The sequence below is a fragment of the Pseudokineococcus lusitanus genome (assembly GCF_003751265.1).
GTDB lineage: Bacteria > Actinomycetota > Actinomycetes > Actinomycetales > Quadrisphaeraceae > Pseudokineococcus > Pseudokineococcus lusitanus.
Genome location: NZ_RJKN01000005.1, coordinates 196,403 through 216,834 on the forward strand (window position 1 = coordinate 196,403; position 20,432 = coordinate 216,834).

Below are 20,432 nucleotides of genomic sequence, written 5' to 3' on the forward strand. Positions count from 1 at the left end.
AACCGCTCCGGTCGTCGACGACCGACGCCCCTCGTCGGTGGCCCCGGTCGTGAGGATGGGGCCGTGACCGCGACGACGACCGACCGAGGAGCAGCACGGCAGGAGCGGCGGCTCGCGCTGCCGGTCGCCGTCGGCCTGGGGCTCTTCCTCGGGGGCGGGCGCCTGGTCGGAGTCCTGGCGACGGTCTCCGGCCCGGGGGCGGACGCCGCCCGGGCCGGGCTGGTGGTGGGCAGCGCGGTGCTGACGTACGGCGGGGCGGTCGTGGCCTCCGTGGGCGCCCTCGCGCTCGCGCGTCGCCTGCTGGCGCACCAGGTCAGCGGCGAGGAGATGACGGCGCACCCGTACCGCTCCCGCCGCCACCGGTCCGCCCTCGCCGCCGTGGTCGCCGGCCTGGTCCTCATGGCCGCGTCGCAGCTGGCGTTCGAGCTGTCGTTCACCCTGGGGGACGGCTACTTCCCCGGGGCGGGGCTCGGGGAGGTAGGCGTCGCCGTCGCGATCGCCGGCACGTACCTCGGCCCGCTCGTCACGGCCGTCGGCACCTTCGCCTCGGTGCGCGGGCTCGAGGACGCGTCGACGGCGCGGCGCACGGAGGTCCCCCCGCCGGACGTGACAGACCTCGACGCCTGACGCCGGGGCGACCGGTGGCCACCCGCGGTGACTCTCCGCTTCCGCCCGTCACTGACCTACTTTTGCTGGTCAACGACGGAAGAGTCGTGCATAGTGGCCGTCGTCGGGCCACGAGCCCGGCGGGTCCCCGCGCCGACGCGCGGACCCACGACCGGACTCGCAGCGACCCCGGCTCCCCGAGGTCCCGGTGCACCGCCCGCACCACCGCCGCTGACGCCTGCCCGGACCCCGCCGCGCCGGGTCCGTCCCTCTCGAAAAGGACTCCCATGACCCTCGCCCGTCGTGCCCGCGCCGCCGTCGTCGCCGCCGCGGCCCTGACGCTCACCGCGTCCGGCCTCCTCGCCGTCCCCGCCTCCGCGGCGCCGGCCCCGAGCGCGGCGGCCGCCGCCGACTGCTCCGGCCGCACCGTGCCCGCCAGCAAGATCTCGTTCCAGCTGTACAGCTACGCCGGCTGGCAGCGCACCGTCGGGGTCGAGTCGATCCTCTCCGAGCTGTCCGACATCGGGTACAAGAACGTCGAGCCCTTCGGCGGCAGCTACGAGGGCCGCAGCGGCTGGCGCTTCGGGAAGCTGCTGCAGGAGTACGGCCTCCGTGCGCCCACGGCGCACGGCAGCACGAACGCCGACACCTTCCGCGACACCCTCGCCTTCTCGAAGGCGCTGGGGCAGAAGTACACCGGCTCCGGCGGCTGGGCGGCGCCCGGCATCGCCCGCGACGGCTCCAGCAGCTACGAGGACGTCCTCGCCACCGCGAAGGCGATGAACCAGCTCGGCCGGAAGTCCGTCAACAACGGCACGGGCAAGCACTTCGGCCACAACCACTGGTGGGAGTTCACGACGGTCGTCACCGACCCCGCGACGGGCGAGGAGAAGACCGCCTACGAGGTCCTGCTGGAGAACACGAACCCGCGGCTCGTGGCCTTCCAGCTCGACGTCTTCTGGGCCTCGGACGCCGGCGTCGACGTCGTCGAGCTGCTCGAGCAGCACGGCGACCGCATCGAGCTGCTCCACATCAAGGACGGGTTCCTCCCCGCCGACACGCTGGGCGACTTCACCCAGCTGACCGACGTCGGCGAGGGCGACATCGACTGGGTGCCGATCCTCCGCGCCGCCCACGGCAAGATCAAGTACTACGTCATCGAGCGCGACGGGGCCCCCGCGACCGCCGAGTTCGCCCGCGACAGCTTCGAGTTCCTCAGCTGCCTCGAGTACTGACCTGACGGCGACGGCGCCCCCTGCTCCTGCAGGGGGCGCCGTCGTGCGCCCGGCCCTGCCGCGCCGAGCGGCACCGACGGACGACCCTGCCGTCCAGCACCTCTCGCTACGGTCGGGGCGTGGTCGACATCACCGACGGCCGGCTCGGCCGCAGCCCCGGGCCGCTCGCGGCCTTCCTCGCCGGCGGGCTGACGAGCCTCCTGCCGCTCGGTCGCGCGCGCGGTGCCACCGCCGCGACGCTCGTCCTCGCGCCGGCCGCGGCCCTGGCGGCCTTCGTGGCCGTGCAGCAGCGGCGCGAGCGTGAGCGGCCCGGCTCCGGCCTGGGCCCGTGGGGCGACGGCGCCTGGCGGGACCTCCCGGCGCCGGTGGTCCCCGTCGTCGCCGGCGTCGTCGTCGCCACCGGCTCGGCGCTGGGCGTCCTCGTCGACCGGGCCGAGGAGTCGGTCCTGCGGCGCCGCGGCGTCCGGCACTCGCGGGTCGTCATCGCGCTCGTGGGCGCGGTCGGCAGCGCGGCGCTGGCCGTGCTCGACCGACGTCCCGCCGAGGGCGCGGGCCCCCGCGCCTGACCGGCCTCAGGCCGTGGCGTCCGCCACGAGCGGCTCGAGCACGACGCCGGCCAGCTCCCGCGCGACGCCGTTCATCCGCCACTGGTCGGCGAAGACGGCCAGAAGGTCGCCGTCGCGGCGCTGCAGCACCTCGGTGCCGCGCTGGCTGTTGAGGGGGGCGACCCACTCCGGCGTCGTCCGCCGTGCGACGGAGTAGGACAGCGTCTCCGTGCGGATGGGGCACGAGAAGTCGCTCGCCATCCGGTGCGAGGCCACCTCGAGCTGCAGCGGGCCGACCGCGGCGAGCACAGGGGCCTGCTCGCCGCGCAGGTCCGAGCGGAGCACCTGCACGACGCCCTCGGCGTCGAGCTCGGCGATGCCCTTGTGGAACTGCTTGCTGCGGGACAGGTCGACGGGCCGCGCCACGACGAAGTGCTCCGGCGCGAAGGACGGGATGGCCGGGTACTCGACGGCCCCGCGGCCGTGGAGGGTGTCGCCGACCTCGACGCCGTTCGCGCCGACGAGGCCGACGACGTCGCCGGGCCACGACTCGTCGATGCTCGTGCGCGCGCCGCCCTGCAGGTGCTGGGCGTGCTTGGTCGTCAGCGTCCGCCCGGACCGGGCGATCGTCAGCGGCGTGCCCCGCTCGAAGCGGCCCGAGCAGACCCGCACCAGCGCGACCCGGTCCCGGTGGGCCTTGTCGAGGCCGGCCTGGATCTTGAAGACCTGGCCCGAGAAGCCGGTGTCGAGCGGGCGCGGCGTCCCCTCGGCGTCCGGCCGCGGGCCGGGGGAGGGCGCGACGTCGAGCAGCGTGTCGAGCAGGTGGTCCACGCCGAAGTTGAGCACCGCCGCGGAGAAGAGCACCGGCGTCGTGCGGCCGGCGAGGAAGGCCTCCTCGTCGTGCTCGCCGTTCTCCAGGGTCAGCAGCCCGGCCTCCTCGACGGCCGCGGTCCACGTCTCGCCCTCGCGCTCGAGCGCCTCGTCGGCGGACAGGTGCTCCTGGATGGCGGCCGTCGCCCCGCCGGGCGTGCGCGTGTAGGCGGTGTACGCGCCGTCGCCCTCGGCGCCGACCCGCAGCACGCCGCGGAAGTCCCCGGCGACGCCGACCGGCCACGTGAGCGGCGTGGGGGTCATGCCCGTCACCTGCGCGACCTCGTCCATGAGGTCGAGCGCCTCGCGGCCCGGGCGGTCCCACTTGTTGACGACCGTGATGACGGGCAGCCCGCGGTGCTTGCAGACGTCGAAGAGCTTGCGCGTCTGCCGCTCCATGCCGCGCGCGGCGTCGACGAGCATGACGGCGCAGTCCACGGCCGCGAGGACGCGGTAGGTGTCCTCGGAGAAGTCCGCGTGGCCCGGGGTGTCGACGAGGTTGAGCACGTGGGCGCGGTGGTCGAGCTGCAGGACCGCCGAGGAGATCGAGATGCCGCGCTGCTGCTCCATCTCCTGCCAGTCGGAGACGACGCCCGCGCGCCCGGCCTTGCCCTTGACGTGGCCGGCGCGGTGCACGGCGCCGGTGAGCAGCGCGAGCGCCTCCGTGAGCGTCGACTTGCCGGCGTCGGGGTGGCTGATGACGGCGAAGGTGCGCCGCACGGCCGCGTGGCGGCTGGGCGCGTCGTCGGCGTCGGCGGGGACGGCGGAGAGGTCGGTCTCGACGGCGGGGGCGTGGGTGCTCATCACAGTCCTGTCGTGGGGCGGTCCCCCCATGGTCCCCGACGCACGGGGCTGCTCGGGACGCCGACGCCTCAGGCGAGGAGCGGCCGCACCTGCTCGCCCGCGAAGGCGGCGAAGCCCGCCGGGTCGGGGTCGTCCGCGGTGGGCTGGAGCACGACGACGTCGGCGCCCGCGTCGGCCAGGCGGCGGACGGCGTCGGCCACCTGCTCGGCGCCGCCCGCCACGGCGACGTCCTCGGCGTCGGGCAGGTCCCACGACGTCCGGCTGCGGGCGAGGCGGTCCGCGGCGTCCGGGCCCGTGGCGGTCAGGAGGTAGACGACGACCCGGTGGTGGTCGGTGCGCCCGGCGGCCTCGCGGCCGGCGTCGATGCGCTCGCGCGCCTGCCGGAGCCGGTCCGGCGTCGTCCCGGCGACGAGGAGCGTGCCGTCGGCGGCCCGGCCGGACAGCTCGAGCGTCTTGGGCCCCTCGGCGCCGGCGAGCACGCGCACGGGGGCGGGCGGCGGCCACTCGAGGCGCACGCCGTCGAGGCGGACGTAGCGGCCCTCCGTCGTCACCTCCTCGCCGGCGAGGAGCCGTCGGAGCGCGCCGAGGTGCTCCTCGAGGAGCGTCAGCGGCGACGCGTGGCGCGCGCCGACCTGCCCCATCCACGCCTGGACGCCGTGGCCGACCGTCACCTCGGCGCGGCCGGGGAAGGTGCGGTGCAGGACGGCCATGTCCATGGCGGCCGCAGCGACGTTGCGCAGGGGCACGGGCAGGAGGCCGACGCCGACGCGCACGCGCTCGGTCCACGCGAGGGCCGCGGCCGCGGTGGCGACGCCGCCCTCGAAGAAGCAGTCCTCCCAGAGCCACAGCTCGTCGAGGCCGGAGCGGTCGGCGGCGACGGCCACCTCGCGCAGCCGCTCGGGCGGGAGCTGGGGGAGGAAGACGGCGCCGAGGCCGACCGGGTCGCTCATCGGGGTCCGTCCTGCTCGGGGGCGCCGGCGCCGTGCGGCGGGGCCACGACGGGCATCTGCGTCGTCGGGGGCGTGGACGGGCGGGCCGCGGCCTCGGCCGCCTGGGCCGAGGTGAGGATCGGCGTCACCGCGCGGGCCGGGACGGGGACCGCCGCGGCCCGGCGCTGCCGCCGGGCGGCCGTGCGGTGCTTGATCTCCCGCCGCTGCAGGTGCACGAGGCCGACGACGCCGAGGACGAGGCCGGCGACGCACGCCCACACCCACCAGCCGCGGTCGTCGGCCACGAGCGAGCCACGTTGCGCCAGCACGACGACGAGGGCGACGGCCCACGCGGCCAGGCCGGCGAGCGCGGCGAGCCGGTCGTCGGTGCGGGCGGCGGGCGGCGTGGGCCTGCTCTCCAGGGGCAGCCGGGCGAACCTCACGCGGGCCACCGTAGCCGCGGGGGGCGACGTCGTGCCGGGACGACGGCGGGGTCCGAAGGGGCGCCGCGAGGTGTCGTCGACGCCTACTTCGCGCTCAGAGGGCTCCGTGAGGTGAAGTCGACGCCTACTTCACGTCCAGGAGGCTCGGGAAGGTGAAGTCGACGCCTACTTCGCGCTCGGGAGGCTCGGGGAGGTGAAGTCGACGCCGACTGCCCGGGGAGGACCCCGTGCGCCGACGCCCCCGGGTGGCCCGGGAAGAGGTCGGTCCCGGATGTCGTTAGGCGAGGTAATGACCTACGCTCACGATGTGCCGCCCGCCCCCGCCTCGACCCGGCCGGCGCCCTCCCCGCAGGACGCCACGCCCTCCTCCGACACCCCTGCCGCCACGACCGCCCGGGCCCCCCGCGCCCGCGGCACCGGCGCCCCCACCCTCGCCGCCGACCTCCGCGGCGCCCTCATGCTCTCCGTGCGCCGGATCCGCGCCGAGCGCCCCGACGACGCGCTGCCGGACCACCAGTACTCCGTCCTGGCCCTCCTCGACCGCCTCGGCCCGTCGACGCCCGGCGCGCTCGCCGACGCGGAGCACGTGCAGCCGCCGACGATGACGCGCACCATCGCCGCGCTCGTCGAGAGCGGCGTCGTCGCCAAGGAGCCGCACCCGCAGGACGGCCGCCAGGTGCTCGTCCGCACGACCGACGACGGCAAGGCGCTCCTGCAGGCGACGCGACGTCGTCGCGACGAGTGGCTCACCCGCCGTCTCGCGGGGCTCGACGCGCACGAGCGCGCGGTCCTCGCCGAGGCGGCCACGATCCTCCGCCGGGTGGTGGCGCCGTGAGCGCGACCTTCCGCTCCCTGTCGATCCCCAACTACCGCATCTGGTTCGGCGGGGCGCTCGTCAGCAACGTCGGCACGTGGATGCAGCGCGTGGCGCAGGACTGGCTCGTGCTGTCCGTCCTCACCGCCGGCTCCGGCGTGGCCGTCGGCATCACGACGGGCCTGCAGTTCCTCCCGATGCTCCTGCTCGGCCCGTACGCCGGTCTCGTCGCCGACCGCGTCGACAAGCGCCGGCTGCTCATGCTCACGCAGGGCCTGTCCGGCCTGTGGGGCCTCGTGCTGGGCGTCCTCGTCGTCACCGGCAGCGCGCAGCTCTGGCACGTCTACGTCCTCGCCGCCCTCCTCGGCATCACGACCGCCTTCGACGCCCCGGCCCGCCAGACCTTCGTCGCGGCGCTCGTGCCGCCGGAGAACCTGCCGAACGCCGTGGGGCTCAACAGCGCCGCCTTCAACGGTGCCCGGCTGGTCGGCCCCGGCATCGCCGGCCTCCTCATCGCCGCCTTCGGCACCGGGCCCGTCTTCCTCATCAACGCCGTCACCTTCATGGCCACGGTCGTCGCGCTCGTGCTCATGCGGACCGACGAGCTGCGCCCCATGCCGCTCGCCGCGCGCGGCAAGGGGCAGGTCCGCGAGGGGCTGCGCTACGTCAAGGGCCGGCCCGAGATCGTCCTCGTCCTCGTCGTCATGGGGACCGTGGGCACCCTCGGCATGAACTTCCAGCTGACGACGGCGCTCGTCGCCACCGGCGTCTTCGACAAGGGGGCGCAGGAGTACGGGCTGCTCGGCTCGATCCTCGCCATCGGGTCCCTGTCGGGGGCCCTGCTCGCCGCCCGCCGCGAGCGGCCGCGCCTCCGGCTCGTCCTCGGCGCGGCCGGCGCGTTCGGCGTGTCGGCGATCGTCGCCGCGAGCATGCCGACCTACTGGTCCTTCGCGATCGCCCTCATCCCCGTCGGGCTGACGGCGCTCACCCTCATGACGGCCGCGAACGCGATGGTCCAGACGACGACGGAGCCCGCCATGCGCGGCCGCGTCATGGCGCTCTACATGATGATCTTCATGGGCGGGACGCCCATCGGGTCCCCGCTCATCGGGCTCGTCGGCGACGTCTTCGGCGCCCGCTGGACCATCTACCTCGGCGGGATCTCGGCGCTCGTCGTCACCGTCGGGGCGGTCCTCTACGTCCTGCGCCGCGACGACCTGCGGATCCGCTACCGGCTGCACCAGACGCCGCACCTGCAGGTGCTCAACGCCGCCGAGCGGTCGGCGGCGCACGCCTCGCTCGACGCGGAGTCGGCGCGGGCGGGCCGCACCGCCGCCTGACCCGCCGCCCCGGGACGTCCGCGGTCGCGGGCACCCCGGGGCGGGGGCGAGGGTGGCGGGCATGACGACGACCGTGGTCCCGGGGCCCGACGGCGCGACGATGCCCGCCTACGTCTCGACGCCCGCCCCGACGCGGCGTGACCCCGGCCCGTGGCCCGGGGTCGTCGTCGTCCACGACGCCTTCGGCATGTCCGACGACATGCGCGACCAGGCCGACTGGCTCGCGGCCGCCGGCTACGTCGCCCTCCTGCCCGACCTCTACTCGCGGGACGGGCGGACGCAGGGCTGGGGGCGGGTGCCGTGCGTCGCCCGCACGATGCAGCAGGTCGGCCGCGGCGAGGGGCCGGCCTTCGCGCGGCTCGAGGCCGCCCGCACGGCGCTCGCCGACCGCGCGGACTGTACGGGCGCCGTCGGCGTCATCGGCTTCTGCATGGGCGGCGGCTTCGCGCTCCTGCTCGCCGGGCGCCCCGGCTGGTCGGCCGCCTCGGTCAACTACGGGATCCTCCCCGACGACGACGCGGCCCTCGGCGCGGCGGTGGCGGGCGCGTGCCCGGTCGTCGCGAGCTTCGGCGGTGCCGACCGGATGCTCGCCGGGGGAGCGGTGCGGGTCGCGGCCGCTCTCGACCGCGCCGGGGTGCCGCACGACGTCCGCGAGTACCCGGGCGCGCAGCACGGCTTCGTCACGCGGACGACGGACACCTCGCCGCTCGGCCCGCTCATGCGCCGGGTCATGGGCGTCTCGCACGACGCCGAGGCCTCTGCGGACGCGCGCCGTCGGATCCTCGGCTTCTTCGACGAGCACCTGCGGGGCGACGACGGCCCCGACGCCCCGGCCCCCGCCGCCGCCGCCGGGGACCGGCCGGCCACGGGGGACGCGCCCGTCGGCTGGCCCGGGGCGCGGGCGGCGGGCACGACCCGCGTCGGCGGGCCCGCGACCGGCGGATGAGGGCGGGCGCTCAGCCCAGGCCCGGCAGCAGCGGCACGGTCGGCAGCGCCCGGGTCAGCCACGGCGCGACGACGAAGACCGTCGGCAGGACGAGCACGGCGACGGCGAGCGCGAGGACCCCGGCCCGCAGCAGCCCGCCCGTCGGCGCGGGACGGTGGAGTCGCTCGAGGCGTCGTCGTCGGTCGTCGCGGGGGTCGCGGGCCGCGCGGCCGCCCCGCCGCGTCGGTGCCGCCGGCAGGTCCGTGCCGAGGTCGCCGTCCGTGCTCATCGCCGTCAGCGCCCCGCGCAGCGGCCCGGCGCCGCAGCGGGCCCGGGCGGCGTCGTCGGCCGCCATCTCCAGCAGCACCGACACCGCGTCGAGCGGGGTGCGGCTGCGCAGGGGCGCCGGGACGGCGCGGTAGACCGCCGTGAACGACTCGAGGACGAGGTCGTGCCGGGCGCGCAGGTGCGCCTGCTCGTGCGCGAGGACGGCGCGGATCTGGTCGGTCGGCAGCTCGGCCAGCGCCGCACCGCTGACGACGACGCGGGGCGCCCGCCCGGGCAGGCAGTAGGCGAGGGGGAGCGGGCCGTCGAGCACCCGCAGGGGTGCGGCGCCCGGCAGCTGCAGGTCGGCGCGCGCCTCCGCCCGGCCCAGCAGGTCGACGAGGTCGGCGTGGCGCGCGCGGCGCCGGCGCGAGCGGACGGCGACGCCCGCCGCCGACCACAGCAGCCGGACGACGATGACGGCGGCGACGAGCAGGGCGCCCACGAGGACCCAGGCCTCGACGTCCGGGCCGGTGCCCGCGGCGCGGACGAGCTCCTCCGGCCCCACGAGGACGACGCCGACGGCCGAGAGCACGGACGCCAGCGTCACGGCCTGCCACAGGACGACGGCGGCCCCCGGCGCGCGGGCGGTCCAGCGGGCCCGCGCGAGGACCTCGGGGACGACGAGCGACAGCGCCAGCCCGAGCGTGCCGAGCACCAGCGTCGTCATCGCGGGGCGCCGGGGCGGGGCGGGAGGCGTCAGGCCGAGGTGGCGCGGTCGAGCGCGGCGCGCAGGGCGGCCGCGCCCTCGGGCCCGACGCGACCGACGAAGTGGACGAGCGCGGCGTCGCGCGCCGGCCCCTCCGGGGTGGCGCCCAGCGCGTCGAGCATGAGCGCCGCCGTCATCTCCTCGCGCGTCTGGACGGGCGCGTAGCGGTAGGCGCGGTCGGCGCGCTCCTGGCGGACGACGCCCTTCTTCGCGAGGCGGTCGAGCACCGTCATGACGGTCGTGTAGGCGAGGGACCGGCCGGCGGAGCCGGAGAGCAGCGTCTCGTGCACCTGCCGGACCGTCAGCGGTCCGTCGGCGTCCCACAGGTGCGCCATCACCTCGCGCTCGAGGTCGCCCAGACCGGTGCTCGCCATGCCGGTGAGGGTACCGCCGCGACGGCGTCCCTACGACCGATCACGTACGCACCGCCCCGTACGACGACGGACGTACGACGCGGCGTAGTATTCGTCGTGAGGGCGCGGGACCGGCGCCCGACGGCACGGCGACATGACGCACGTCGGAAGGCTGGGCACCGTGGACCTCGACGTCCTCGACATCACGCGGCTGCAGTTCGCGGTCGTGACGATCTACCACTACCTCTTCGTGCCGCTGTCGATCACGCTGGCGGCGGTGACGGCGGGGCTCCACACGGCCTGGCACCGCACCGGCAGGGAGCGCTACCGCCGGCTGACCCTGCTCGTCGGCAAGCTGCTGCTCGTCACCTTCGCGGTCGGCGTCGTCACCGGGCTCGTGCAGGAGTTCCAGTTCGGCCTGGGCTGGAGCGACTTCGCCCGCGCCTACGGCGACGTCTTCGGCCCGACCCTCGCCATCGAGGGGATGCTCGCCTTCTTCCTCGAGGCGACGTTCCTCGGCCTCTGGTACTTCGGCTGGGACCGCCTGCCGCGCCGGCTGCACCTCGCGACGATCTGGGTCGTCGCGGTCGGGACGCTCATCTCGGCGTTCGTCATCCTCGCGGCCAACGCGTTCATGCAGAACCCCGTCGCGTACTCGTGGGACGCCGAGCGCGGCCGGGCCCGCCTCGAGTCGTTCCTCGGGCTCATGACCAACCCCGTCAACCTCGCGGCCTTCCCGCACACCATCGCGGGGGCCGCGATGCTCGGCGGCGCGCTGCTCCTCGCGATCGGCGCGTGGCGCCGCTGGGTGCACGTGCCGACGGCGTCGGGCCTCGGCGAGCCGGGCGAGCCGGAGGGCGACGACGACCACGAGCAGCGGCTCGCCTTCGGCACCCTCGCCCGCGTCGGCGCCTGGCTCACCCTCGCCGGCGGCGTGATGACCGCGCTGACGGGCGACGTGCTCGGCAAGGTCATGACCGAGGTCCAGCCCATGAAGATGGCCGCGGCCGAGGCGCTCTACACGACGACCGCCGGGGCGCCGTTCTCGATCCTCGCGATCGGCCGGCCGGGCGGCGGCGAGCCGTTCTTCAGCCTCGACGTCCCCTACCTGCTGTCGGTCCTCGCCGTCGGCGACCCGACGGCGACCGTCCAGGGCATCGACGACCTCCAGGCGCAGTACGCGGCGCAGTTCGGACCGGGCAGCTACGTGCCCGTCGTGTGGATGGCGTACTGGTCCTTCCGCGCGATGATCGGCATCGGGATGGCCGCCGCCGCGATCGCCGCCGCCTACCTGTGGGCGACCCGCCGCGGGCGCGCGCTGCCGGTGGGGAATCGCTGGGTGGCCCGCGCGCTGCGCCTCCTGCCCGTGCTGCCGCTGCTGCCCGCCGCGGCCGGCACCTTCGGCTGGGTCTTCACCGAGACGGCCCGGCAGCCGTGGCTCGCCTTCGGGCTCACGCGCACCGAGGACGGCATCTCGCCGGGGCTCACGGCCGGCGAGGCGTTGGCCGCGCTCGCCGCCTTCACGCTCGCCTACGGCGTCATCGCCGTCGTGTGGACGCGGCTGGTGCTGCACGTCGTCCGGCAGGACCTCGACACGGCCGCGATCTCGGGGGCGGAGCGGGACGACGACGACGGCGACGCGGGGGACGGGCCCGCCGCCGACGGCGAGGGCACGCCCGGCGGCCGCCGCACCCGCGACGACGACCTCGCGCCCAGCTACTGACCCCTCGCACCACCCGTCCGACCCCCTCGTCCGACCCCCTCGTCCGACCCCGAGCTCCGGAGACCGCCGTGGACCTCGTCACCGTCTGGTTCGCCCTCGTCGTGCTGTGCTGGGTGCTGTTCTTCGTCCTCGAGGGCTTCGACTTCGGCGTCGGCGCGCTCGCCCCGCTGCTGGGCCGCGACGACCACGAGCGGTCGGCCGCCGTCCGCACCATCGGCCCGTTCTGGGACGGCAACGAGGTGTGGCTCGTCGCCGCGGTCGGCGTCACCTTCGCCGCCTTCCCCGACTGGTACGCGGCCCTCATGTCGGGGCTGTTCCTGCCGTTCGTGCTCGTGCTGCTGCTCCTCGCGGGCCGCGGCGTCGCGCTCGAGTTCCGCGGCAAGCACTCCGGCGCCGCGTGGCGCCGGCGGTGCGACGCCTGGCTCGCCGCGACGTCGCTCGGGGTCGTCGCCCTCTTCGGGGCGCTGCTCACCGTCTTCGCCCGCGGCCTCGCGCTGGGCGCCGACGGCGAGGTGACGTCGTCGGGCGGCCTCGGCGCGGGCCTCGCCCGGACCCTCGCACCGCTGGCGTCGTGGGACGCGCTCGCCGGGGCCGTCGTCGCCGTCGGCGCGGCGCTGCTGCTCGGCGCGACCTTCATCGGCCTGCGGACCACCGGCCCGCTGCGGGTGCGGGCGCAGCGGGTGGCCGTCGTCGTCGCGGCGGTGGGCGCCGGGGCCCTCGCCGTCGCCGCGCTCGTCACGGCGCTCGTCGGCACGGGGCCGGCCGTCCTCGAGACGGCCGGGGCCGCGCTGCTCGCCGTCGTCGCGCTGCTCGCCGCCCGGCGCCGCGAGGCCGCCGCCTTCGCCGGCACGGCCGTCGTCGTGGCCGCGGCCGTCGTCGCCGCGCTGACCGCGGGCATCGCCGACGGCGTCGTCCTCGCCAGCACGCTCGACCCGGCGTACTCGCTGACGCTCGCGTCGGCGTCCGCCACCGACTCGGCGCTGCGGCTCATCAGCTGGGCCGGGGTGGTCGTGCTGCCGGGCGTCGTCGTCTACCAGGCCTTCTCGTACTGGGTGCTGCGGCAGCGGGTCGCCAGCGAGCGGGTGGCGACGTGACCGACGGGACCGGCGGGGCGTCCGGCCCGGCGGTCCGGCGTCGCCCGCGCGGGCCGGTCGACCCGCGGCTGCTCCGGCAGGCGCCGGGCGTCCGGCCGTGGGTGGCGGCCGTCGTCGTCGCGTCCGCGCTGCAGGCGGTCGTCACCGTGGTGCTCGCCGGCGTCCTCGCCGGCCTGGTGACCGCGCTCGTCGCGCTGGTGGACGCCGGACGGGCGGGGGAGCGGCCGGGCCTCGGCGTCGACGGCTGGCTCGGCCTGCTCGCCGCCGGGCTCGTGCTCCGGGCGCTGCTGGCGTGGGCCGAGCGCGTGCTGACGACGCGGACGGGCGCCGTGGCCGTCGACGAGGTCCGTCGGGCCGTCCTCGCGGCCGTGCTCCGGCGCGGCCCGGCGTGGGTCGCGCAGCACGGGCCGTCGCGGCTCGGCGCGCTCCTGACCGGCGGCGTCGACGCGTTGCGCCCGTGGTTCGACGGCTACCTGCCCTCGCTCGTCGTGGCCGCGGTCGTGCCGCCGCTCGTCGTCCTCGCGATGCTGCTCGTCGACCCGGCGTCCGCGCTCGTCGTGCTCGTGACGCTGCCGCTCGTCCCCGTCTTCGCCGCGCTCGTCGGGTGGGCGACGCAGGAGCGTGCGCAGCAGCGGTGGGAGGCGACGCAGCGCCTCGCCGGGCACTTCCTCGACGTCGTCCAGGGGCTGCCGACGCTGCGGCTCTTCGGACGGGCGCAGCGCCAGGTCGGGGTCGTCGAGGCCATGACGCGCCGCCAGGCCGCCGAGACGACACGGGTCCTGCGCCTCGCCTTCCTCTCGTCGACGGCGCTCGACCTCGTCGGGACGCTGTCGGTCGGCCTCGTCGCCGTCGAGGCGGGGCTGCGGGTCGCGGCCGGCTCGATGGACCTCCTGCCCGCCCTCCTCGTCATCCTCCTGGCGCCCGAGGCGTACCGGCCGCTGCGCGAGGTGGGTGCCCGCTTCCACGCCGCGGCGGACGCGACGGCCGTCGTCGACGAGGTGGACGAGGTGCTGACCGGCGCGGACGCCGCCCCGCCGCGGACCACGGCGGGCGGCGCGCCGTCGGTCGCCGCCGCGGGCGTGCGGGTGCGTCACCCGGGCGCCCTCGTCGACGCGCTCGACCTGCCGCACCTCGCCGTGCGCGGGGGCGAGCTCGTCGCGCTCCGCGGGCCGTCCGGCGCCGGCAAGACGACGGCGCTGCGCGTGCTCGCGGGCGTGCAGCCGGTCAGCGCCGGGACGGTGGCCGTCTCCGGCTCGTCGGACGTCGTCCACGTGCCGCAGCGCCCGACGCTGCCGCACGCGCGTACCGTCGCCGACGCCCTCGAGCCGCTCGCCACGGACGACGAACGCTGGGCCGCGCTGGCCGACGTCGGCCTCGCCGCCGAGATCGCCTCCCTGCCGCACGGTCTGGCGACGCCGCTCGGCGAGGGCGGCGCCGGGCTGTCCTCGGGCCAGCGGCAGCGCCTCGCCCTGGCCCGCGCGCTGGCCCTGGCCGCGCGCCGCCCGGTGGTCCTCCTCCTCGACGAGCCGACCGCCCACCTCGACGCCGACGCCGAGCGCCTCGTCGTCGCGCGCCTGCGCGAGGCCGCCGAGCGCGGCTGCGCGGTCGTCGTCGTCTCGCACCGCCGGGCCCTGCTCGCCGCCGTCGACCGCGCCGTCGCCGTCGCCGCCCCCGACCCCTCCCGGCACTTCGGCGCCCTTCTGCCGCACGAGGCCGCCGCCCTGGGGCAGAAGGGCGCCCATGTGCCGGTAGATGGGGGTGCTCGAGGGCAGAAGGGCGCCCATGTGCCGGTGGGCGGGGGTTCTCGAGGGCAGGAGGGCGCCGAAGTGCCGGCGCCGGGAGCACCCCGAGGGCAGGAGGACGCCGATCTGCCAGGTGCCGGCGGGCGCGCGGGGCGGGCGTGGCGGTGGGCGTCGCGCCGGCCGGGGACCGCGGTGGCGCTGGGAGCGTCGTCGTGGGTGTCCGGGCTCGTCCTCACGGGCGCGGCGACGTGGCTGCTCGTCCGCGCGTCGGACCTGCCGCCCGTGCTGACGCTGTCGACGGCGGTCGTCCTCGTCCGCGGGTCGGCCGTCGCGCGGCCGCTGCTGCGCTACCTCGAGCGTCTCGTCAGCCACGAGGTCGCCTTCGTCCGCCTCGGCGCGTGGCGCTCGCAGGTGTACGCGGCGCTCGTCCCGCGCGTGCCCGGCCCGGGCCCGCTGCGGCGCGGGGCGCTGCTGTCGCGGGTCGTCGACGACGTCGACGCCCGGGTCGACGGCCTCCTCCGCGGGCGGCTGCCCGCGCTGGCCGCGGCGGTCCCGCTCGTCGTCGTGGCCGCGGTGGCGACCCTCCTCACCCCCGCGGCCGGCGCCGCCGTCCTCGCCGGGCTGCTGCTCGCCGCCGTCGTCGCGCCGCTCGTCGCCGACCGGGTGGCCGGACGCCGGGAGGTCGCGGTCGCCGGTGCCCGGGCCCAGGTCGTCGACGCCGTCACCGAGACGCTCGACGGCGTCGAGGAACTCGCCGTCCGGGGCGAGGAGGCGGCGCTCGCGCTGCCGTCCCGGCGCAGCGCCGCGCTCGCCGAGGCCGAGGCCCGCAGCGCCCGGGAGGCCGGGCTCGCGACGGCGCTCGGGCACCTCGGCGTCGGTGCCGCGGTCGTCGGGGTCGCCGCGGCCGTCGCCGCTGCCCTCCGCGAGGGCGCCCTCGGCGTCGAGGCCGCCGCGGTCCTCGTCCTCGTCGTCCTCGCGCTCGCCGAGCCCGCGCAGCAGCTCGTCGACGCGGCGCTCGCCGTCCGCCGCGACCGGCAGGCGCGGGCCCGGCTCGCCGCCCTCGCGACGGCGCCCGTCGTCGTCGCCGAGCCGGCGGCGCCTCTGCCGCTGCCGGTCTCGTCGGCGCTCACCGTCCGCGGCCTCGTCGCGGGCTGGGACCCGGCGCGCCCGGCGGCCCTCGACGGGCTCGACCTCGACGTCCCCGACGGCGGCCGCGTCGCCCTGCTCGGGCCGTCCGGCTCCGGCAAGTCGACGCTCGTCGCCGTCCTCACCCGCCTGCTCGACCCGCGGGCGGGCGAGGTCCGCCTCGGCGGCGTCGACGTCCGCGCGCTGGCCGGCGACGACGTCCGCCGCCGCGTGGCCGTCGTCGGCGACCACGGCGACCACCTCTTCGCCTCGACGGTCCGCGAGAACCTGCGGCTCGCCCGCCCGGGCGCGAGCGACGCCGAGCTCGTGGCCGTCCTCGAGCGGGTCCGTCTGGGGGAGTGGCTCTCCCGGCTCCCCGCGGGGCTCGGCACCTGGCTCGGCGAGGGCACCGTCTCGGGGGGCGAGCGGCGTCGTCTCGCCGCGGCGCGGGCCCTGCTCGTCGACCCGGCGGTGCTCGTCCTCGACGAGCCGACCGAGGGACTCGACGAGCCGACGGCCGAGGCGCTCGTGGCCGACCTGCTCGACGCGGCCTCCGGCCGGGGCGTGCTGCTGCTCACCCACCGCCCCGAGGGGCTGGACCGGGTCGACGTCGTCCACCGGCTCGGCGCGGCCGCACCCACAGCGGCGCACGCCTGAGCTCAGGCGGAAGGCCACGAAGACGGGCCTGGCCGGCCCAGGCGGCGGTGAAGGGCCACGAAGACCCGGAAGACAGGCCCCTACGGCGACGAAGGGCTACGAAGATCCGGAAGACAGGCCTCCACGGCGACGGAAGGCTACGAAGACTTGGGAGACAGGCCTCTACGGCGACGGAAGGCTACGAAGACCGCTCCTGGACGACGGCGCCCGGGTTGAGCCGGCCGTCGGGGTCCACCGCGGCGAAGAGCTCGCCGAGCATCTCCCGGCCGGCGGGGGAGATGTCCTCCGCGAGCCACCGGGCGTGCTCGACGCCGACGGAGTGGTGGTGGCTCAGCGTGCCGCCCGCGTCCACGAAGGCCTGCTGCACAGCGCCCTTGACGACGTCGTACTCCACGAGCGGGGTGTCGCTCGTCTGGCGGAAGGCGAAGGTGAAGTACAGGCAGGCGCCGCCGTGGTAGCTGTGCGACAGGTGGCACATGATCCAGCCCTTGACGCCCACGCGGGCGAAGGCCTTGTCCGCCTCACGGCGGACGTGCGTGTAGAGGGGCAGGAGCTGCGACCAGGGGGCCGCGGTGTCGGACACGTCCGCCAGCGCCCCGCGGTCCAGCAGGTAGTCGCGGATGTAGGGCGTGTCGAACTTCTTCTGGTCGTAGAGCTGGCCGGGGCCCTTGCCGACGACGATGCCGCCGTGGCGCTTGACGACGTCGCGGACGACCGCCTGGTCGGCCTTGACCTTGTCCGGGCCGCCCTCGAAGCCGACGAAGGACAGGCAGACCGCGTCGAGGTCCCAGCCGCGCCTCTTGAGCACCGCCATGAGGCCACGGCTGACGTACTTCGACACGCCCTTGCTCTTCTTGCGGGTGGCGAAGGAGAAGGCGGTCTCGCGGGCGTCCGAGACGCGGGTCAGCGTCGTCGCCGCGTCGCTCGCGGCGATGTCGCGCATGGCCGCGACGCCCGCCTCGAAGGACGGGTAGAAGTAGGCGAGGATCTCGCGCTTCTCGGGGAGCCGGTGCACCTGCACCCACACCTCGGTGATGACGCCGAGGCGCCCCTCCGAGCCGATGAGCATCTCGCGCACGCTCGGGCCGGTGGCCTGGCTCGGCACGGGGCGTGTGGCGACGACGCGGCCCGGCTGCACGACCCGCAGGGCCCGGGTCATGTCGGAGATGTCGCCGTACTTGTCGGACTGCGCGCCGGACGAGCGGGTGGCGACCCAGCCGCCCAGCGTCGAGTGCGTGAAGGAGTCGGGGACGTGGCCCATCGTCCAGCCGCGGGCGCCGAGCTGGTCCTCGAGGTCGGGCCCGAGGACGCCGGCCTGCACCCGGGCCAGGCGGGAGTGCTCGTCGACCTCGAGCACCTTGTTCATGCGGCCGAGGTCGAGGGAGACGACGGGCCGCTCCTCGTCCCGCGGCGGGTGGAGGCTGCCGGAGATGCTGCTGCCGCCGCCGAAGGGCACGAGCACGGCGTCGGCGGCGGTCGTCGCGTCGACGACGGCGCGGACGGCGTCCTCGTCGGCGGGGTAGACGACGACGTCCGGCGTGCGGGGCAGGTCGCCCGCCCGCAGGCGCACGAGGTCGGTGAGGCTCTTGCCGTACGTGTGGACGACCCGCTCCATCGCCCCGGTGTGGACGTGGCCGCGCCCGACGGCCCGGCCCAGCGCGTCCAGGAGCTCCTGCGGCGCACGGCTCTCCGGCACGGGCAGCTGGTCGAAGTCCAGCGCCGGCGCACCCGGGGTGTCGAGGTCGACGTCGACGTTCTCGATGACGAAGGGGCGCAGGCGCGGCTTGTCGCGGTGGTCGAAGCCGACGCCCTCGCGGCCCCAGCCGTACCACTTCATGTGCTGCACGCCGTGGTCGGCGGGCCCGGCGTCGCCCTCGCGGGCGTCCTGCGCGGCCTGGTCGACCACCGAGCTGCTGCCGCGCTCGCCGGGGGTGTCGAAGGGCGTCCGCTGCCGGGCGTCGTCGGGCGTCGCGGTGCCGTCGGCTGCGCTGTCCATGGGGCTCATGATGCGGCTGCTCCCTCGCCACCACGGCGGCGGCCCTCGTCGTCCTGCTGCTCGTCCTGCGCCGGCGTCGCGTCCTCCGTCGACGTGCCCGTCGGAGGTGCTGCGGGAGGGTCGGTCTCGACCACGGCCAGCACGCCCGGGCCGCCCTCGCCGTCGCCGTCCGCCTCGTCCTGGCCGAGGACGAGGCGCTGCACCGCCAGCGCGACGCGCTGGGTGAGGTCGCGCGGGCTCTCGCCGTCGCGGGCGCGCAGCGGCTCCCCGACGACGACCTTGACCGGCGGACGGCCGGGCAGCGGCCAGCTCCGGCCGCGCGGCATCGCGTCGTAGGCGCCGACGAGGCCGACGGGCACGACCGGGACGCCGCGGGTCACGGCGAGCGCGGCCGCCCCGACCTTGAAGGGACCCATCGTGCCGCTGCGCGAGCGGGTGCCCTCGGGGAAGAGGAGGAGCGGCGTGCCCTCGTCGAGCAGCTGCGCGGCCAGGCCTCGGTTGCCGCGGGTGCCGTCGCGGTCGACGGGGAAGGCGTTGAACACCAGACCGGTCAGCGTGGCGCGCCACTTGGCGTCGAAGAAGTAGTCGGCCGCCGCGGCGACGGCGAGGCGGTGGCTCACCCGCGCCGGCAGCGCGCCGAGCACGAGCGGCGCGTCGAGGTGGCTGGAGTGGTTGGCGACGACGACGTAAGGCGCCTCGAGCCCCCGGATGCGGTCCGCGCCCTCGACCTCGACCGAGACGACGGACCGGATCAGCGGCCGGAGGACCAGGCGCTGGAGGACGAGGCGGGCGCCGTCGACCGTCGCCGTCGCGGTGCGGGACATGCCGGGAACTGTACGGACCTCCCGCTCGTCTCCCTGCGCGCGCCGGGACGCGCGCGCCCGGGCCAGGCGCGTCGTCGCGCTGCGTCGACGACCGCGGCGGCGTCGCTCCGGGGGCCTCATGCGAGCCGCTCCACGACCCAGTCGACGCAGGCGGTGAGCGCCTGGACGTCGGCCGGGTCGACGGCGGGGAACATGCCCACCCGCAGCTGGTCCGGCCCGAGGGCGCGGTACGGGTCGACGTCGACGACGCCGTTGGCGCGCAGCACCCGCCGCACCGCGGTGGCGTCCACGGGGGCGAGCAGGTCGACCGTCCCGACGACGGGGGAGCGGTGCGCCGGGTCGGCGACGAAGGGACGCGCCCACACCCGCTGCTCGGCCCAGGCGTAGAGGTGGCCGCTGCTCTCGGCCGTCCGCGCGGCGGCCCAGGCCAGGCCGCCCTGCGCCAGCAGCCACTCGACCTGGTCGACGAGCAGCGCGAGCGTGACGACGGCCGGGGTGTTGAGCGTCTGCTCCTTGCGGCTCGACGCGAGGGCGAGCGGCAGGGAGAGGGACGCCGGCGTCCAGCGGCCCAGCGCGGCGACCTCCTCGACCCGTGCGAGCGCGCGCGGCGAGCAGACGGCGAACCAGAGCCCGCCGTCGGAGGCCAGCGCCTTCTGCGGGGCGAAGTAGTAGACGTCCGCCTCGGCGAGGTCGACGTCGACCCCACCGGCGGCCGAGGTGGCGTCGACGAGGACGAGCGCGTCGTCGTCGGCCCCCGCGGGGCGGTGGACGGGCGTCAGCACGCCGGTCGAGGTCTCGTTGTGCGCGAAGGCGTACGTGTCGACGCCGGAGCGGGAGGCCGGCAGCACGCGGGACCCGTACGGCGCCGACAGCACCTCGGGGTCGGCGAGGAACGGGGCCGCCGTGAGGACGGCCGCGAGCTTGGCCGAGAACTCGCCGACGACGCAGGCCTGCGCCTGCTCGCGGACGAGCCCGAGCGCGGCCACGTCCCAGAAGAGGGTGCTGCCGCCGTTGCCGAGGACGACCTCGTACCCGTCCGGGGCGCCGAGCAGCGCGGCGAGCCCGGTGCGCGCCCGGCGGACGAGGTCCATGACCGGCGCCTGGCGGTGCGAGGTGCCGACGACCGTCGTCGCGATGCCCGTCAGCGCCTCGACCTGCGCGGCGCGGACACGGCTGGGGCCGGACCCGAAGCGGCCGTCCGCCGGCAGCAGGGACGCCGGGACGCGCAGGTCCGGCGCGGGGTCGCCGGGGACCGCCGCGGGGGCGGGCGCCGCGGCGCCGGGAGGGCTCGTCACGGGGGGCATCCTCGCGCACCGACGGCGCCGAGCGCGGCAGCACGGCGGGGCGTCGACCGGTCGGACCGCCCGGGGCGCC

At 76.9% G+C, this 20,432-nt stretch carries 17 protein-coding genes; 9 read left to right on the forward strand and 8 right to left on the reverse strand.

Features of this window, described 5'->3' with window-relative positions:
• Positions 1-63 precede the first annotated feature (63 nt).
• From EDC03_RS10950 to EDC03_RS10960, 3 genes are all read left to right on the forward strand, one after another.
• Positions 64-627: a hypothetical protein gene (locus EDC03_RS10950; RefSeq protein ID WP_123380280.1), complete on the forward strand. Its 564-nt coding sequence runs from the start codon at positions 64-66 to the stop codon at positions 625-627.
• A gap of 266 nt (positions 628-893) precedes the next feature.
• The gene (locus EDC03_RS10955) at positions 894-1,841 is read left to right on the forward strand and encodes a sugar phosphate isomerase/epimerase family protein (RefSeq protein ID WP_123380281.1); all 948 of its coding nucleotides are present in this window, start codon (positions 894-896) and stop codon (positions 1,839-1,841) included.
• A gap of 119 nt (positions 1,842-1,960) precedes the next feature.
• Entirely contained in the window at positions 1,961-2,407 is a 447-nt protein-coding gene (locus tag EDC03_RS10960) for a hypothetical protein (protein WP_123380282.1), read from the forward strand.
• 6 nt (positions 2,408-2,413) lie between these two features.
• Here the strand turns inward: EDC03_RS10960 and EDC03_RS10965 are convergent, their stop codons facing one another.
• The 3 genes from EDC03_RS10965 to EDC03_RS10975 form a co-directional block, all read right to left on the reverse strand.
• On the reverse strand, positions 2,414-4,060 hold the full coding sequence (locus tag EDC03_RS10965; RefSeq protein WP_123380397.1) for a peptide chain release factor 3: 1,647 nt from the start codon (positions 4,058-4,060) through the stop codon (positions 2,414-2,416).
• 68 nt (positions 4,061-4,128) lie between these two features.
• A complete protein-coding gene (locus EDC03_RS10970) occupies positions 4,129-5,010 on the reverse strand; it encodes an LLM class flavin-dependent oxidoreductase (RefSeq protein ID WP_123380283.1) in 882 nt (293 codons plus the stop codon).
• Positions 5,007-5,432 (reverse strand): DUF2530 domain-containing protein, encoded by a 426-nt coding sequence (locus tag EDC03_RS10975; RefSeq protein WP_158674274.1) that lies wholly within the window; start codon positions 5,430-5,432, stop codon positions 5,007-5,009. Before EDC03_RS10975 ends, EDC03_RS10970 begins: the two co-directional genes overlap by 4 nt.
• A gap of 307 nt (positions 5,433-5,739) precedes the next feature.
• Between EDC03_RS10975 and EDC03_RS10980 the strand changes: the two genes are divergently transcribed.
• The 3 genes from EDC03_RS10980 to EDC03_RS10990 all read left to right on the forward strand — a co-directional run bounded on the left by EDC03_RS10980 (position 5,740) and on the right by EDC03_RS10990 (position 8,532).
• Positions 5,740-6,267 (forward strand): MarR family winged helix-turn-helix transcriptional regulator, encoded by a 528-nt coding sequence (locus EDC03_RS10980; protein ID WP_199720167.1) that lies wholly within the window; start codon positions 5,740-5,742, stop codon positions 6,265-6,267.
• The gene (locus EDC03_RS10985; protein ID WP_123380286.1) at positions 6,264-7,586 is read left to right on the forward strand and encodes an MFS transporter; all 1,323 of its coding nucleotides are present in this window, start codon (positions 6,264-6,266) and stop codon (positions 7,584-7,586) included. Before EDC03_RS10980 ends, EDC03_RS10985 begins: the two co-directional genes overlap by 4 nt.
• A gap of 61 nt (positions 7,587-7,647) precedes the next feature.
• Positions 7,648-8,532 carry a dienelactone hydrolase family protein gene (locus EDC03_RS10990; RefSeq protein ID WP_123380398.1) on the forward strand — a complete coding sequence of 295 codons (885 nt, stop codon included), beginning with the start codon at positions 7,648-7,650 and terminating at the stop codon, positions 8,530-8,532.
• A gap of 10 nt (positions 8,533-8,542) precedes the next feature.
• Here the strand turns inward: EDC03_RS10990 and EDC03_RS10995 are convergent, their stop codons facing one another.
• Both EDC03_RS10995 and EDC03_RS11000 read right to left on the reverse strand, forming a co-directional pair.
• On the reverse strand, positions 8,543-9,505 hold the full coding sequence (locus EDC03_RS10995; RefSeq protein WP_123380287.1) for a M48 family metalloprotease: 963 nt from the start codon (positions 9,503-9,505) through the stop codon (positions 8,543-8,545).
• A gap of 29 nt (positions 9,506-9,534) precedes the next feature.
• Positions 9,535-9,918, reverse strand: a complete 384-nt coding sequence (locus tag EDC03_RS11000) for a BlaI/MecI/CopY family transcriptional regulator (protein ID WP_123380288.1) — start codon at positions 9,916-9,918, stop codon at positions 9,535-9,537.
• 160 nt (positions 9,919-10,078) lie between these two features.
• Between EDC03_RS11000 and EDC03_RS11005 the strand changes: the two genes are divergently transcribed.
• From EDC03_RS11005 to cydD, 3 genes are all read left to right on the forward strand, one after another.
• Positions 10,079-11,620 (forward strand): cytochrome ubiquinol oxidase subunit I, encoded by a 1,542-nt coding sequence (locus EDC03_RS11005; protein WP_241967144.1) that lies wholly within the window; start codon positions 10,079-10,081, stop codon positions 11,618-11,620.
• Between the two features lie 68 nt (positions 11,621-11,688).
• The gene (gene cydB / locus EDC03_RS11010; protein ID WP_123380290.1) at positions 11,689-12,714 is read left to right on the forward strand and encodes a cytochrome d ubiquinol oxidase subunit II; all 1,026 of its coding nucleotides are present in this window, start codon (positions 11,689-11,691) and stop codon (positions 12,712-12,714) included.
• Positions 12,711-16,238, forward strand: coding sequence for a thiol reductant ABC exporter subunit CydD (gene cydD, locus EDC03_RS11015; protein ID WP_123380291.1), 3,528 nt, complete (start codon positions 12,711-12,713; stop codon positions 16,236-16,238). The genes cydB and cydD overlap by 4 nt, the downstream gene beginning before the upstream one ends.
• A gap of 178 nt (positions 16,239-16,416) precedes the next feature.
• Here the strand turns inward: cydD and EDC03_RS11020 are convergent, their stop codons facing one another.
• The 3 genes from EDC03_RS11020 to serC form a co-directional block, all read right to left on the reverse strand.
• Positions 16,417-18,234, reverse strand: a complete 1,818-nt coding sequence (locus EDC03_RS11020; protein WP_241967145.1) for an FAD-binding oxidoreductase — start codon at positions 18,232-18,234, stop codon at positions 16,417-16,419.
• A 5-nt stretch (positions 18,235-18,239) separates the two neighbouring features.
• Positions 18,240-19,058: a lysophospholipid acyltransferase family protein gene (locus tag EDC03_RS11025; RefSeq protein ID WP_123380292.1), complete on the reverse strand. Its 819-nt coding sequence runs from the start codon at positions 19,056-19,058 to the stop codon at positions 18,240-18,242.
• Between the two features lie 116 nt (positions 19,059-19,174).
• Entirely contained in the window at positions 19,175-20,362 is a 1,188-nt protein-coding gene (gene serC, locus EDC03_RS11030; protein ID WP_123380293.1) for a phosphoserine transaminase, read from the reverse strand.
• Positions 20,363-20,432: the final 70 nt, after the last annotated feature.